The organism is Zhihengliuella sp. (genome assembly GCF_031178195.1).
Lineage (GTDB): Bacteria > Actinomycetota > Actinomycetes > Actinomycetales > Micrococcaceae > Zhihengliuella.
This window is the reverse complement of the sequence record NZ_JAPSJL010000010.1, coordinates 71,821-86,394: the sequence shown is the minus strand read 5'-3', so window position 1 is coordinate 86,394 and position 14,574 is coordinate 71,821. Positions and strand designations below refer to the sequence as shown.

General features: G+C 72.3%; 13 protein-coding genes and 1 tRNA gene. 7 read left to right on the top strand and 7 right to left on the bottom strand.

Annotation, left to right across the window (positions count from 1 at the left end; translation table 11 throughout):
- Positions 1 to 1,074 carry a thiamine pyrophosphate-dependent enzyme gene (locus RIN46_RS13160; protein WP_375141888.1) on the bottom strand — a complete coding sequence of 358 codons (1,074 nt, stop codon included), beginning with the start codon at positions 1,072 to 1,074 and terminating at the stop codon, positions 1 to 3.
- A 149-nt stretch (positions 1,075 to 1,223) separates the two neighbouring features.
- Here RIN46_RS13160 and RIN46_RS13155 point away from each other — a divergent pair, with 149 nt between their 5' ends.
- The 6 genes from RIN46_RS13155 to RIN46_RS13130 all read left to right on the top strand — a co-directional run bounded on the left by RIN46_RS13155 (position 1,224) and on the right by RIN46_RS13130 (position 8,062).
- Positions 1,224 to 1,718: an Lrp/AsnC family transcriptional regulator gene (locus tag RIN46_RS13155; RefSeq protein ID WP_309081968.1), complete on the top strand. Its 495-nt coding sequence runs from the start codon at positions 1,224 to 1,226 to the stop codon at positions 1,716 to 1,718.
- 142 nt (positions 1,719 to 1,860) lie between these two features.
- Positions 1,861 to 2,748, top strand: a complete 888-nt coding sequence (locus RIN46_RS13150; protein WP_309081986.1) for an NUDIX domain-containing protein — start codon at positions 1,861 to 1,863, stop codon at positions 2,746 to 2,748.
- Positions 2,745 to 4,067 carry a quinolinate synthase NadA gene (gene nadA, locus RIN46_RS13145; RefSeq protein ID WP_309081967.1) on the top strand — a complete coding sequence of 441 codons (1,323 nt, stop codon included), beginning with the start codon at positions 2,745 to 2,747 and terminating at the stop codon, positions 4,065 to 4,067. The genes RIN46_RS13150 and nadA overlap by 4 nt, the downstream gene beginning before the upstream one ends.
- Before the next feature lie 5 nt (positions 4,068 to 4,072).
- Entirely contained in the window at positions 4,073 to 5,950 is a 1,878-nt protein-coding gene (locus RIN46_RS13140; RefSeq protein WP_309081966.1) for an FAD-binding protein, read from the top strand.
- Positions 5,943 to 6,899: a carboxylating nicotinate-nucleotide diphosphorylase gene (gene nadC, locus RIN46_RS13135; RefSeq protein ID WP_309081965.1), complete on the top strand. Its 957-nt coding sequence runs from the start codon at positions 5,943 to 5,945 to the stop codon at positions 6,897 to 6,899. Before RIN46_RS13140 ends, nadC begins: the two co-directional genes overlap by 8 nt.
- Positions 6,896 to 8,062: a cysteine desulfurase family protein gene (locus RIN46_RS13130; RefSeq protein ID WP_309081964.1), complete on the top strand. Its 1,167-nt coding sequence runs from the start codon at positions 6,896 to 6,898 to the stop codon at positions 8,060 to 8,062. Before nadC ends, RIN46_RS13130 begins: the two co-directional genes overlap by 4 nt.
- 17 nt (positions 8,063 to 8,079) lie before the next feature.
- On the opposite strand, the gene RIN46_RS13125 is transcribed toward RIN46_RS13130, so the two are convergent.
- From RIN46_RS13125 to bcp, 6 genes are all read right to left on the bottom strand, one after another.
- Complete coding sequence (locus RIN46_RS13125; RefSeq protein ID WP_309081963.1) at positions 8,080 to 8,538, bottom strand: MarR family winged helix-turn-helix transcriptional regulator; 459 nt, start codon at positions 8,536 to 8,538, stop codon at positions 8,080 to 8,082.
- Positions 8,531 to 9,694, bottom strand: coding sequence for an LLM class flavin-dependent oxidoreductase (locus RIN46_RS13120; RefSeq protein ID WP_309081962.1), 1,164 nt, complete (start codon positions 9,692 to 9,694; stop codon positions 8,531 to 8,533). The genes RIN46_RS13125 and RIN46_RS13120 overlap by 8 nt, the downstream gene beginning before the upstream one ends.
- Before the next feature lie 155 nt (positions 9,695 to 9,849).
- Positions 9,850 to 11,331 (bottom strand): malate:quinone oxidoreductase, encoded by a 1,482-nt coding sequence (locus tag RIN46_RS13115; protein WP_309081961.1) that lies wholly within the window; start codon positions 11,329 to 11,331, stop codon positions 9,850 to 9,852.
- 89 nt (positions 11,332 to 11,420) lie between these two features.
- Positions 11,421 to 13,154, bottom strand: coding sequence for an ABC transporter substrate-binding protein (locus tag RIN46_RS13110; RefSeq protein WP_309081960.1), 1,734 nt, complete (start codon positions 13,152 to 13,154; stop codon positions 11,421 to 11,423).
- A 120-nt stretch (positions 13,155 to 13,274) separates the two neighbouring features.
- Positions 13,275 to 13,356 (bottom strand) — tRNA-Leu (locus RIN46_RS13105).
- A gap of 87 nt (positions 13,357 to 13,443) precedes the next feature.
- The gene (gene bcp / locus RIN46_RS13100) at positions 13,444 to 13,917 is read right to left on the bottom strand and encodes a thioredoxin-dependent thiol peroxidase (RefSeq protein ID WP_309081959.1); all 474 of its coding nucleotides are present in this window, start codon (positions 13,915 to 13,917) and stop codon (positions 13,444 to 13,446) included.
- 335 nt (positions 13,918 to 14,252) lie between these two features.
- Between bcp and RIN46_RS13095 the strand changes: the two genes are divergently transcribed.
- Entirely contained in the window at positions 14,253 to 14,468 is a 216-nt protein-coding gene (locus tag RIN46_RS13095) for a hypothetical protein (RefSeq protein ID WP_309081958.1), read from the top strand.
- The last annotated feature ends 106 nt before the right edge of the window (positions 14,469 to 14,574 follow it).

The window sequence follows — 14,574 nt, the reverse complement described above, 5'->3', positions numbered from 1 at the left end:
TCAGGCATGGTCGGACTCCTCGCGCCACTGGGCCGCCTGCTGCTGCAGGACGGGCGTGGTCTCCTGGTACACGTACTCGAACATCTCCGCGCCGGGGCGCGGGCCCTGCGCGGCGACGGCCTCGCGGGTGCGCTCCTCGAACGCGGCGGCGTCCGCCCAGAGCTCCCGCACCTCGGACTCGGTGAGTTCGTCCGCGGCGATCAGCCGCTCGGCGAGCCGCTCGATCGGGTCCGGTCCGGCGTCGCGCCGCTCGTCCTCGAGCGACCGGTAGCGGCCGGGATCGTCCGACGTCGAGTGCGGGCCGCGCCGGTAGGTGAACGCCTCCACGACGACGGCTCCGGCGCCCGAGCGGGCGTGCGCCACGGCCGCCCGGGCCGCGCGGACGACGGCCTCGACGTCGTTCCCGTCCACCGCCACGGAGGGCAGCCCGTAGCCCGCGCCGCGGGCGGCCACCGAGCCGCCGGCGACCTGGTGCTCGGTCGGCACGGAGATGGCCCACCCGTTGTTCTGCACGAAGAAGACGGTGGGCGTCTTGAAGACGCCGGCGAAGTTCATGGCCTCGTGGATGTCGCCCTGCGAGGACGCGCCGTCGCCGAGGTAGATCAGGGAGGCGGGCAGATCCGTCTGCTCGCGGCCCTCGCGGAGGGCGTCCAGGCGCTGGCCGTGGGCCCAGCCGACGGCGTGCAGCGCCGAGCCGGCGATCACCGTCTGGATGGGGGTGAAACGGTACTTCACCGGGTCGTGAAGGCCGCCGTTCCAGGTGGCCTTGTGGGTCGCCATGTACTCGGCCATGTCGACGCCGGCCGCATAGGCCGCGCCCATCTCGCGGTAGGTCGGGAAGACGAAGTCGCGCGTCATGTCCAGGGCGGCGATGCTGCCGACCTGCGCGGCCTCCTGGCCCTGCATGGGGGCGTAGCCGGGGATGATGCCCTGGCGCTGCCAGGCGATGGCGGACGTGTCCAGGTGGCGGACGGTGATCATCTGGGCGAGGAGCCGCTTGAGCTCGTCGGCCTGCAGACGCTGCGGGTCGAGCTCCAGGGCCCCGGTCGCCGCAGGGGTGGCGGTCACGCTCATGACGCCGCTCCTTTCCTTGGTTGATGTGACCCTAGGCACCTCGGAGGATCGAGGCAATCTGCGGTTGCAGCATCTGGCAAGTTGTGCAAAGTGTGCCACGATAAGGTGCGTCTAATGAACAGTTTGACTACTCTCGAAACGGAGGCGGCATGGTCGACGAAGTCGATGCACGGATCATCGAGATCTTCAGTTCCGATCCCAAGATGTCGGTCCTCGAGGCCTCGCGCACACTGGGGATCGCCCGCGCCACCGTGCAGGCGAGGCTCGACCGGCTCGCGGCCCGCGGAGTCGTCACCGGCTGGGGACCGCACCTCTCGGCCGAGGGGATCGGCTATCCGGTGCGCGCGTACTGCTCCCTGGCCATCCACCAGGACAGCGGGCACGACGCCGTGGCCGAGGCGCTCTCCGGGGTGCCGGAGGTGCTGGAGCTGCACACCGTCTCTGGGGAGTTCGACCTGCTGGCCTGCGTGGTCGCGCGCTCGAACGCGGATCTGCAGCGGGTGCTGGACGCCGTGATCGCCACGGGCACGGTGGTCCGCTCCTCGACCGTCGTGGTCCTGAACTCCCTCATCCCGCCGCGGGCCCTGCCGCTGGTTCGCGCCGCGGCCGGAGTCGGCGGTCCCGGGAGGACGGGACCGCAGTAGCGGGAGCCTGTCCGCGTCGCGGCCCGGGATGCACCGGGCCCGTAACAGTGGACGGGGCCGGCCCGACCGGCGCGTACACTCAGTTATAGTCACTCTGACATTAACTGTTCGCCGATCGAGCGAGGACCCCGTGGTGGAATTCATGAACGTCAGCGAGCGGGCTGCGGCCAGCCCGCAGATCGCCGTGTCCACGGTCATCTTCTCGCTGCGCCGGGCCCGGCCGGACGACGGCCGGGCCGGCTCCGAGTCGCGGTCCGGCGAGGGGCTGCGGCTCTGGATCCCGCTCGTGCGCCGGACCCGCCAGCCGTACCGGGGCCAGTGGGCGCTGCCGGGCGGCCCCCTGCTGCCCCAGCAGTCGCTCCAGGAGGCCGCCGCAGAGCACCTGCGCAGCACCACGGGACTCGTCCCGCGCTACCTGGAGCAGCTCTACACCTTCGGCGGCGTCGACCGCTCGCCGGCCCAGCGCGTCGTCACCATCGCCTACTGGGCGCTGGTGCGCGACGCCGACGCCGATCCGGCCGGCGGCGCGAACTCCACGCTCGTCGACGACCCCCACGTCTCCTGGTTCCCCGCGGACTCGGAGGAGGCCGCCCGGAACCTCGCGTTCGACCACTCGCAGATCGTCGCGTACGCCCTGGAACGCCTGCGGAACAAGGTGGCCTACGGGAAGATCGCGCACCGTCTGCTGGGCGACCGGTTCACGCTCGCCCAGATCCACGAGGTCCACCAGGCCATCCTCGGGCGCCCCCTCGATCCGGCGAACTTCCGCCGCCAGCTCCGCGGTTCGCCCGACCTCGTCGACACCGGCGAGTACCTCCAGGGCGTCAAGCACCGACCGCCCAAGCTCTACCGGTACGCCGACCCCGACGGGGAGGCCCCGCCGGCCGAGCCCTCCCCAGCGCCCGCCCCGGCCCCACCGGCCCCACCGGCCGCCCCGGCCCCGGGGTCGCCTGCCGCCGCCGGGCAGGAACCAGCCACCGCATCGTCCTCCACCGCATCGTCCGCCATCGCATCGAAGGTCCAGTCATGAGCAGCGTCAGCGTCACCATCCAGGAACTCACCCGCACCGTCGACCCCGAGCGCCGCCCCGACGCCCGGGGGACCGACAGCGCCCCGACCGCGGCGGCGTCGTCCTCCACCTGCACGCCGGACCTGGCGAAGTCGCCGTGGAACTTCGACGGCGGCGCCCCGGCCTACGGTCCGGGCGCCTCCATGGCCGACGCCGCGCCGGCGGACACCCCGCGGCAGGGCGGCATCCCCGAGGAGTACCGGCTCGCCACGGACGCCGAGCTCGATGCCCGGATCCGCGCCGCCAAGGAGGCGCTGGGGGATCGCCTCGTGGTCCTCGGGCACTTCTACCAGCGCGACGAGGTGGTGCAGTACGCGGACTTCGTCGGCGACTCCTTCCAGCTCGCCAACGCCGCGCTGACCAAGCCCGACGCCGAGTACATCGTCTTCTGCGGCGTGCACTTCATGGCCGAGACGGCCGACATCCTCTCCCGCGAGGACCAGGCCGTGGTGCTGCCGAACCTCGCCGCCGGCTGCTCGATGGCCGACATGGCGGACGAGTCCTCCGTCGAGGAGTGCTGGGAGCAGCTCATGGAGCTCTACGCCGACGAGGACGACGACGGCCGCGCCCCGGTCATCCCCGTCACCTACATGAACTGCTCGGCCGCGCTGAAGGCCTTCGTGGGCCGGCACGGCGGCATCGTCTGCACGTCGTCGAACGCCGCGACGGTCCTTGAGTGGGCATTCGAGCGTGGCCGCCGGGTGCTGTTCTTCCCGGACCAGCACCTCGGCCGCAACACGGCCAAGGCCATGGGTGTGCCGCTCGAGGCCATGCCGCTGTGGAACCCGCGCCGCCCGCTCGGCGGGAACACGGCCGCAGCCCTGCAGGAGGCGCAGGTCATCCTCTGGCACGGGTTCTGCTCCGTGCACAAGCGCTTCACCGTCGGCCAGATCGAGGGCGCGCGGGCCGAGTACCCGGGGTGCCGCGTCATCGTCCACCCGGAGTGCCCGATGGAGGTGGTCGACGCCGCGGACGCCGCCGGCTCCACGGACTTCATCCGGAAGGCCGTCGCCGCTGCCACGGAGCCGACCACCTTCGCGATCGGCACCGAGATCAACATGGTCAACCGGCTGGCCGCCGAGTACCCGCAGCACACGATCTTCTGCCTGGACCCGGTGATCTGCCCGTGCTCCACCATGTACCGCATCCACCCGGGGTACCTGGCGTGGGTCCTGGAGGCGCTGGTGGCCGGCCGCATCGTCAACCGCATCACTGTGGACGCTGCGACCGCCGTCGAGGCCAAGACCGCGCTCGAGCGCATGCTCGCGGCGCGCCCCTGACGGCCATGGCTGCGAACCACCTCCGCGACCGAGGGCGCGACGGCGCGGCGCAACGCTCGGGCGCCGCACCGGGCGGCGACCCCACGGGTCCGCCGCGCCGGTCGAGCAGTCCGGGCCGGCTGATCGTCGTCGGCTCCGGACTCGCCGGCCTGTACGCCGCCCTCGCCGCGGCCGGCCGCGGGCTGCCCGTCACCCTGCTGACCAAGGACCGGCTCCGCGACTCCAACACCTGGTACGCGCAGGGCGGCATCGCCGCCGTCGCACCCGCGCCCCTGGCCGCGCCCGGCGACTCGATCGCCTCCCACGTGGAGGACACGCTGCGCGCCGGTGCCCTCGCCGGCGACGAGCAGGCGGTGCGGGCCCTGTGCGCCGAGGCGTGGGAGCACTGCACCCGGCTGTTTGCCCTCGGGGTCGAGTTCGACCGCGACGCCGCCGACCCGGCCCGGTACGCCCTCGGTCTCGAGGGCGCCCACCGGCACCCGCGGATCCTCCACCACCGCGGCGACGCGACCGGCCGCGGCATCGCCTCGGCGCTGATCGCCGTCGTCCGCCGCCTGGCCTCGGAGGGCCGGATCGATCTGCGCGAGCACGCGTTCGTCACCGACCTGCTCGTGGAACAGGCCGGGGCCCGGCCGTCCCGCCGGGCCGCCGGGAACGACGCCGGTGCGTCTCCCGCGCCGGTCCCCGGCGCCGTCGTGGGCGTGCGCTTCACGGAGGACATCGCCACCACGGAGACCGCCGACCCGGCCGGGGAGCCCACCGGCGCCTCGCCCGGCGGGCCGCAGGGGCTGCGCGGCGCGGTGCTGCTCGCCACCGGCGGCATCGGCCGCCTCTACCCGCACACCACCAACCCCGACGGCGCCACCGGGGACGGCGCCGCGCTGGCCCTGCGCGCCGCCCGGGAGCTGGGCGTGCCGTTCGACCTCGCCGACGCGGAGTTCGTGCAGTTCCACCCGACCCTGTGGCGCCCGGAGGCCGGCGCGCCGCTCATGATCACGGAGGCCGTCCGCGGCGAGGGGGCGCATCTGCGCAACGGGCACGGCGAGCGGTTCATGCCCGGTCGGCACCCGGACGCGGAGCTGGCCCCGCGCGACGTCGTCGCCCGCGCCATCCACGCGGAGCGCGCCCGGACCGGGGTCGTCCACCTCGACGCCCGGCACCTCGCGGACCGAGATCTCGCCGCGCGCTTCCCCACCATCGCCGTCGCGCTGGCCGCGCACGGGCTGGACCTCGGGCGCGACCTCGTGCCGGTGGCCGAGGCCCAGCACTACTGGATGGGCGGCGTCCCCACCGACCTCGCCGGGCGGACCGCGCTGCCCGGACTCTGGGCCGCCGGCGAGACGGCCTGCACGGGCGTCCACGGCGCCAACCGGCTCGCCTCCAATTCGCTGCTCGAGGCCCTCGTCTTCGCGTGGCGCGCCGTGGCTGACATCGCCGCCTCTGGCCCGGCGGCGAGCGCGGCACCCGCCGCCGACGCCGCGCGGCCGGACGGTGGGCGGCCCACCGGCGGAGCCGCCGCCGCGGCGCGGCTGCTCGGCGGCGTCGCGACCGACTGGGAGCAGCTGCACGCGCTCACCGGCACCCACCTCGCCGTCGAACGCGACGAGGCGGGCCTGGCCCGGGCCGAATCCGGGCTGGCCGCGATGGAGGCCGAACTCCTCGCCGGGCGCGACGACTCCTGGGACCGCGACCGGCACGAGCTGCTCAACGCCGTCCAGGTGGCCCACCGGATCGCCGTCGCGGCCCGTCGTCGCACCGAATCCCTCGGCGCCCATCACCGCCGCGATGCCCGCGCCGACGCCGCGGCTCGGCCTTCCACCCCGTTCTTCGCTCCGGCCACGCCGGCCGGAGCCACCCGAGAGGACCGTCTCGCCCATGCCTGATACCGCCATCCCGACGCGAGCCGCGGCCGCGACGGCCGCCGACCTGGGCGCCCTGGAGTCCGTCCGGCCGGTCCCGCGCCTGCAGCTGGAGCGGATTGTCACCGCAGCCCTCCTGGAGGACGCGCCCGCCGGGGATCTGACCGCGGACCTCCTCATCCCCGCCGACGCCCAGGCGACGGCCGCCGTCGTCGCCCGCGAGCCCGGCGTGGTCTCGGGACTGGACGCGTTCGCGGCAGCCATGCGCCTGACCGACGACCGGCTCCGCGTCGGGTTGGAGCTGCGGGACGGGGAGCGGTTCGCCGCCGGCGCCCGCCTCGCCGTCGTCACCGGGCCCGCCCGCGGTGTCCTGACCGCCGAGCGCGTGGGCCTGAACCTCCTGCAGCGGATGAGCGGGATCGCCACGCAGACACGAGCCCTGGTCGACGCGGCCTCCGGACATTCGGTCCGCATCGCCGACACGCGCAAGACCACGCCCGGGCTGCGCGTGCTCGAGCGCTACGCGGTGCGCTGCGGTGGCGGGTTCAACCACCGCGACAACCTCTCCGAGGCCGTCATGGCGAAGGACAACCACCTCGCGCTGCTCGGCGAGGGCGATGAGCTGACCGCCGCGCTGCGCGACCTGCGGGCCCGGCTGGGCCACACCCAGCACCTCGAGGTGGAGATCGACCGCCTGGACCAGCTAGAGCCCGTCGTCGCGGCCGGGGTGGACACGGTCATGCTGGACAACTTCTCGCTGGAGGACCTCGCCGAGGGCGTGCGCCGCGTCGCCGGCCGCTGCACCGTCGAGGCCTCGGGGACGGTCACCCTCGAGCGCGTCCCGGCGATCGCGGCCACCGGCGTGGACGTGATCTCCTCCGGTGCCCTGACGCACAGCGTGCGCGCCCTCGACCTCGGCCTGGACTTCGAATCCCGGGGCGTCGTGCGGGCCGACGGGACGGAGCCGGCATGATCTACCTCGACGCCGCCGCGACCACGCCGGTCCGGCCCGAGGTCCTGGAGCTGGTCGGACCCCTGTTCAGCCACGACTTCGGCAACCCGTCGAGCCGGCATGAGCTCGGCGGCTCGGCGGCCCGCGCCATGGACTACGCGCGCACGACGGCGGCCGCGGCCCTCGGGGTCCGTCCCGGCGACGTCGTCTTCACCTCCGGCGGGACGGAGGCGAACAACCTCGCCCTGAAGGGCCTGGCCCTGGTGGCGCCCCGTGGACGGCACATCGTCACGAGCGCGGTGGAGCACTCGTCGGTGCGCGAGCCCCTGCGGTACCTCGAGGCGCATCACGGGTTCGAGGTCTCGGTCGCGCCGGTGGACGGCACCGGGAGCGTCGACCCGGACGCGGTCGCGGCGCTGCTGCGCCCGGACACCGCGCTGGTGTCGGTCATGGCCGTGAACAACGAGGTCGGGACCGTGCAGCCTGTCGCGGAGATCTCCGCGCTCGCGCGCGAGGCCGGCGCCCTGTTCCACACCGATGCGGTCCAGGCCGCCGGGTGGCTCGACCTGCGGAGCATCGCCGAGCACGCCGACGCGATGAGCGTCTCCGGGCACAAGATCGGTGGACTCAAGGGCGCCGGCCTGCTCATGGTCCGCGGCCGGCTGCCCGTGGAGCCGCTGCTCCACGGCGGCGGCCAGGAACGCGGCCGCCGTAGCGGCACGGAGAACGTCCCTGGCGCCGTCGCGACCGCCACCGCCCTGCGCCTGGCCGCTGAGGCCTCCCGGGCCGGCGGCCAGGAGGGCTTCGGCTCCTTCCTGCGGGATGCCGTGCTGGCGCGGCTGAACCGGCCGGGGGCACCGGAGCGGGCCATCGCCACGGGCCATCCGACGCGACGCGTCCCCGGCATCGTGTCCTTCTGCTTCCCGGGGACCGCCGGCGAGGCGGTCCTGCTGGAGCTGGAGCGCCGCGGCGTGTACTGCTCGTCGGGATCGGCGTGCCACGCGGACGCTGACGAGCCGTCCCCGGTGCTCCTGGCGATGGGGTACGCGCCGGACGTGGCGCTGACCTCGGTCCGCGTGAGCTTCACCCGAGCCGTCGGCGAGGCCGAGCTGACGCAGGCGGCGCGAGCCGTCGTCGCGGCGGTCGAAGCGGTCGCCGGCTCCGCCGCCGACTCGAGGGCCTAGGCCCCTGCGGCCGCGGCCTAGTCCTGCTCTGCTGCGACGGACTCGCTGAGCGCCGTCGTCAGCGCGCGCAACTGCTCGAGCTGCTCCGCGTCGAGCGCCCCGCCGAGTACCTCGTTGATGTGCCGGACGTGGGCCCGGCCGATCCGGCGCTGGACCTCGGCACCGGCCTCGGTGAGCGTGATCAGGATGGCCCGGTGGTCGCTGGGATCCTGCTGGCGCACCACCAGCCCGCGTGCCACGAGCCGGTCGATCATCCGGCTCAGGCTGGGCTGGCTGAGCAGCAGCGATTCATTGAGGTCGCCGAGGCGCAGGCCGCAGCGCGGAGCCCGCTTGAGGTTGAACAGCACGTCGTACTCGCGCATGCTCAGCTCCTTGAACTCCGGGAGCTGCTGGAGCCGGCGCATGATCGTCACCTGGCACCGGAAGAGCGATTCCCAGGCCAGGGCCGTCTCCCTGACGGACGGGAGCTCAGGCACTGTGCTCACTCCGGGCTGCGGCGGGTGCGGCGTCCGTCGGCGCGCCCTCCGGTGCCGCCTTGGCCATCGCCGGCTTGATCCCGGCGGCCTTGGCGGCCATCAGCGTCTCGTGGGTCGGGGAGTCGGGGTGGTCCGCCGGCTTGCGCTTGGCGTACTCCGCACGCAACTCCGGCAGAACGTACTCCCCGAACAGGTCCAGCTGGTTCAGCACCGTCTTCAGCGGCAGGCCGGCGTGGTCCACCAGGAACAGCTGCCGGTGGTAGTCGCCGAAGTACTCCTGGAAGCTGAGCGTCTTCTCGATGACCTCCTGCGGGCTGCCGACGGTCAGCGGCGTCTGCGCCGTGAAGTCCTCCAGCGACGGGCCGTGCCCGTAGACGGGCGCGTTGTCGAAGTACGGACGGAACTCCCGGACCGCGTCCTGCGAGTTCCGGGCCATGTAGAACTGGCCGCCGAGGCCCACGAAGGCCTGGTCGGCGCGGCCGTGCCCGTAGTGCTCAAACCGCTCGCGGTAGAGACCGATGAGCTGCTGGTAGTGCTCCTTGGGCCAGAAGATGTTGTTGGCGAAGAAGCCGTCGCCGTAGTACGCGGCGATCTCGGCGACTTGGGGCGTGCGGATCGAGCCGTGCCAGACGAACGGCGCGACGTCGTCCAGCGGTCGCGGCGTGGAGGTGAAGTTCTGCAGCGGCGTGCGGAACTTGCCCTGCCATGTGACCGAGTCCTCGTTCCAGAGCCGGTGCAGCAGGTGCACGTTCTCCACCGTCAGCTCCACGGAGTCCTGGATGTTCTTCCCGAACCACGGGTAGACCGGCGCGGTGTTCCCCCGGCCCAGGACCAGGTCGACCCGGCCGTCGGAGAGGTGCTGGAGCATCGAGAAGTCCTCGGCGATCTTCACCGGGTCATTGGTCGTGATCAGTGTGGTCGCCGTCGAGAGGATGATCCGCTCGGTCTGGGCGGCGAGGTGGGCCAGCGTGGTGGTGGGCGAGGAGGAGAAGAACGGTCGGTTGTGGTGCTCGCCCACCGCGAAGACGTCCATCCCGATCTCCTCGACCTTCTTCGCGATCGCGACCCACGCCTTGATGCGCTCGTGCTCGGTGGGCGTGGTCCCGTTGGTCGGGTCGGTGGTGATGTCGCTGACGCTGAAGATGCCGATCTGCATGCCTGCTCCTTGGTGGTCGTTGGCATGGCCACTCTACCCCATTTATATGCATTTGCATATAAGAACCGGTGCGCACCGGTCGGAGACCGTCGGCCCAGGTACGACGACGGCGCTCCCGCGGCCGTGGCGAGGCCGGGGGAGCGCCGTGGAAGTGATCAGCCGAGCTGGAGCACCCGGTCGGTGGATTCCGTGACCTCGGCGAGGAGGTCCGGGTTCTCGTTGAGCTTGCGGCCGAAGCTCGGGATGATCTCGGTGAGCCTGGACTCCCAGCCGGCGAACCGCTGCGGGAAGCAGCGGCGGAGGAGGTCGATCATGATCGGAGCAGCCGTCGACGCACCGGGGGAGGCGCCGAGCAGTCCGGAGATGCTCCCGTCGGCGCTGGTGATGACCTCGGTGCCGAACTGGAGCACGCCCGCCTTCTTCGGGTCCTTCTTGATGACCTGTACGCGCTGGCCGGCGGAGATGAGCTCCCACTCGTCGGAGACCGCCTCGGGGTAGTACTCGCGCAGGGCCTCGTCCTTCTTGCCGCGCGACTTGAGGACCTCCGAGACCAGGTACTTGGTGAGGTCCATGTTGTCCTTGGCGACCGCCAGCATTGGGACGATGTTGTGCGGGCGGATGGACAGCGGCAGGTCCAGGTAGGAACCGGTCTTGAGGAAGTTGGTGGAGAACCCCGCGTACGGCCCGAACATCAGCGACCGCTTGCCGTTGACGAAACGGGTGTCCAGGTGGGGCACCGACATCGGCGGGGCGCCCACGGACGCCTGCCCGTACACCTTGGCGTGGTGCCGCTCGATCGTCGCCTCGCTGGTGTTGCGCAGGAACTGGCCGGAGACGGGGAATCCGCCGAAGCCCTTGATCTCGGGGATGCCGGCGGACTGCAGGAGGCGCAGCGCGCCACCGCCGGCGCCGACGAAGACGAACTTCGCCGTGACCGACCGTTTCTCGCCCGTCGCGTTGTTCCTGACCGAGATCTTCCATCCGGAGCCGTCGCGGTCCAGGCCGGTCACCCGGTGGCCGAAGTTGAGGTCCACGCCGCTCTGACCGAGATGGGTGGTCAGCTGGCGGGTCAGCGCACCGAAGTCGACGTCCGTCCCCGAGGCGACCCGGGAGGCTGCGACGCGCTGGGACTCGTCGCGGCCCTCGGCCACGAGCGGTGCCCACTCGCGGATGGTCGCGAGGTCCTCGGTGTGCTCGATCCGTTCGAAGAGCGGCTGACCGCGCAGCGCCTCGTAACGGGTCCGCAGGTAGTCCGCATGGTCGTCGCCGATGACGAAGCTCATGTGCGGCAGCGGGTTGATGAAGCTCTGCGGCTCGCCGATCAGACCCTGCTCTACCATGAACGCGTAGAACTGGCGGGAGACCTGGAACTGCTCGTTGATCTTGATGGCCTTGGCGGGATCCACGCTCCCGTCCGCCGCGGCGGGGCTGTAGTTCAACTCGCAGAGGGCGGAGTGGCCGGTGCCGGCGTTGTTCCATGGGTCGGAGGACTCGAGTCCCGCCTCGTCCAGGTTCTCGAACAGGCTCACGCTCCAGTCCGGCTCGAGCTGCTTGATGAACGCCCCGAGCGTCGCGGACATGATTCCGCCGCCGATCAGCGCGACATCAATGTGGTGGTTTCCAGGTGAGGCGGGCACGGATCATCTCCATCGAAAAATCAAGGTTCGGCACTCAGGTTAGCGCGCTGGTCTGAGGCCGCGGAAATCCATCGGGGCCCGCCACGGGGCTATGCGTCGAGCCTCACACGGTCGTAGACCTCGTCCAGGACGGGACTGGAGGGATAGTTCACGACGGCGGTCGACATCGCGAGCGCCGAGATGGGGAAGGAGAGCGGCTGCGCGGGCAGGTCCCGCGCCAGCAGGTCGCTGATCGCCTGGTAGGCGGCGGCCCGCTCGGGGCCCTCGGGCATGGACCGGGCGGCGGCCAGATGGGTCTTCAGGGCGGTCGAGTCGTAGCCGAACTGCCGGCTCGAGAGGCCGAACAGGGAGCTGAGGAAGTGGTCCGGATCCCGGTAGGAGCCGTTCCACCCGAGCAGGTGGAACCCCGCGTGCTCGCCACTGAGCACGGCGTCGATGTAGCCGTCCTCCCAGCGGATCGGCACCGGTTCCAGGACGAAGCCGACCGCCGTGAGCTGGGCGCTGAGCTCCGCATAGACGAGCTCGGGCAACGGCAGGTAGCCCCGGCTGACGTCCAGCGGGTACAGGAAGGGGATCGGCTCCCCGTCGTACCCGGCCGTCTCGAGGAAGGCGGTCGCCGTCGTCGGGTCGTAGCCGTAGTAAGTCTCCGGGGCCTCGACGCCCAGACTCGGCGGCAGGAACGAGCGGGCCTGCTCGGTCCCGGCGATGAAGAGCCGCTGCCAGGCGTCGGAGTGCTGGATGGAATGCGCCGCCGCGCGGCGGACGTCGAGGGAGCGCAGCGGGCCGGAGACCTGGTTCATGCCCAGGTAGAGGACGGAGAACGGGTCGCGCTGGACGATCTGCTGTCCTGCGCGCACCAGGTCGCGCATCTCGTGCGCGGTCACGGTGTCGTAGCCGTGGACGTCGCCGCGGCTGAGGCTGCGCAGGCGCGAGGGTGCATCGCGCAGGACGCGCAACTCCACCCGGTCGACGGCGTCCGGGAACTCCTCCGCCCGCCAGTGGTCCGCGAAACGCTCGAGGACCGTCGTCTCCTCGTCCAGCCCGGCGAAGCGGTACGGTCCGGTGCCCACGGGGGCCTCGGCGGTCGACGACGGCGCGGCGAGCGCGAGCCCCGGGACGGTGAGCGCCTGGATCAGCCCGGTCAGAGGGGCGTTGAGCTCCAGCACCACGGTCAGCCGGTCGGGGGCCGTGCAGGACTTGTAGTAGCTGGCACCGTCGAGGATCGCCTGCGGCGGCTCGGGGATGCGGTCCAGTGCGGCCTCGGTCAGTTCGCCCATCGTCGGCGTGCCCGGGTCCTCGACGCGCTCGTCCACGGCCGGGACGGCGGCGTTCTGGTGGTGGAAGATCGTGTCGAACGCGACGAATGCCCCGTCGCCCGGGGCCTCCCCGCCGGCCCAGCGCTCGAAGTTGTGGACCACGACGTCGCCCGTGAGCTCGGTGCCGTCGTGGAACCTGACGCCGTCGCGGAGGGTGAACGTGTAGGTCAGGCCGTCGTCGGAGACCTCCCACGCTTCGGCCAGGGCCGGGGCCGGGGCGCCCGAGTCGGGATCGACGCCGACGAGGCCCTCGAACAGCTGCCGGGTCACCCGGTGCGACTCCGCGTCCGCGACCACCGCGGGGTCAAGGGACGCAGGGCCGGCCGGGGTGCCGACGCGGAAGGTGACGGGACCGGCGGAGGCGGGCCCGGCCGTCGGGCGAGCCGGCTCGGCCGCCGGGGTGCAGCCGGTGAGGGCGGCCACGCCCGTGGCGCCCAGGCCGAGACCCCAGCCGAGGACTGAGCGACGTGTGGGCCCGGGGCCGGCACCGGTGGACGTTCGTGCCATGGGGTTGGTCTCCTTCGCGCGCCTGCGGAACCGCCGCCTCGGGGCGGCAGGGCGCGGGGGCGTGCAGATGCCGTGCGGTTCGAGGGTGCCGGCAGGCGGAGGCCGACCGGTCCCGAAGGGTGCGAGCGGGGGGACTTGAACCCCCACGTCCGAAGACACTGGAACCTAAATCCAGCGCGTCTGCCAATTTCGCCACGCTCGCGGGTCCCGCCGTCGCCTGGGCGTGCGGCGGACCGGACCAGTCTACCGGACGGGTACCGCGTGCCCGGAAAGGCTGGACGAACTCCGGTCAGGCGTCCAGGCCGAGATCCCGGCGCAGTTTGGCGACGTGGCCGGTGGCACGCACGTTGTACTGGGCGACCTGGACGGTGCCGTCCTCGCCGACCACGATGGTCGAGCGGATCAGGCCCTCGTAGACGCGCCCGTAGTTCTTCTTCTCACCCCAGGCGCCGTAGGCCTCCGCGGTCCGGTGGTCCTCGTCGGAGAGGAGCGGGAACGTCAGTCCCTCCTTCTCGACGAACTTCTTCAGCTTGGCGGGGGAGTCCGGCGAGATGCCCAGCACCCGGTATCCGGCCGATGTCAGGGAGGCGAGGCTGTCCCGGAAGTCGCACGCCTGCTTGGTGCAGCCGGGCGTGGACGCCGCCGGGTAGAAGTACACGATCACCCGATGCCCGGCGTAGTCCGCGAGCGAGACGTCGTTACCGTCGGCGTCCGGCAGGGCGAAGGCGGGCGCGGTGGCGCCGGGGGCGAGTCGTTCGGCCATGTGGTCCTCCTGTGGGTTCGAGTCGTGCTCCTCCGCATCGCCGGGGCGGCAGGGCGGTGGACGAGGCCAGCGGTTCGGGCCGACCCGGGGTGCGCTGTATGCCGTGCCGTCGGGCCGGAGGCCCGTCGACTTCGTGGGCCCGGCCGTGCGATGCGGCGCACCAGCAGCTAGCAGGGTAGTACACATCGCAGACGCGGAGCCCGTCGGCGCACGGGGCAGCCGAGGTGCGCCAACGCCGCCGCGGGGGAGGCACGCATATACTTGGCGCTTCAAGTACTTCTGGGGGGACGACAATGGATGCGCTGACGCATGCCGAATACCTGCGTGACGGATGGATGAACCGCGCGCTGACACTGCTGCCACGGCCGTGCGCCATTATGGGCGAGGCCGCTGACCGGCTGGGTCTCTTCATGGCCGGGGCGGCCACGCTGGAGGAGCTCCTCGCGTGGATCGGCGCCCTCTCGGAGCAGACCCCGGCAGATCACGCCCAGTCGCACAGGGTCCTCGACGAACTCCGGCGCGACGTCGAGAGTCTCGCAACAACTCCCTGAGCGGATCGCGCTGCGTCAGGCGAAGCCGGCCCGCTGAGGGCTGCGTCAGACCGGGGCGTGCGCGAATCGAATCAGACGCAGAAGGCCCCCCACCGGAATGGGAGGC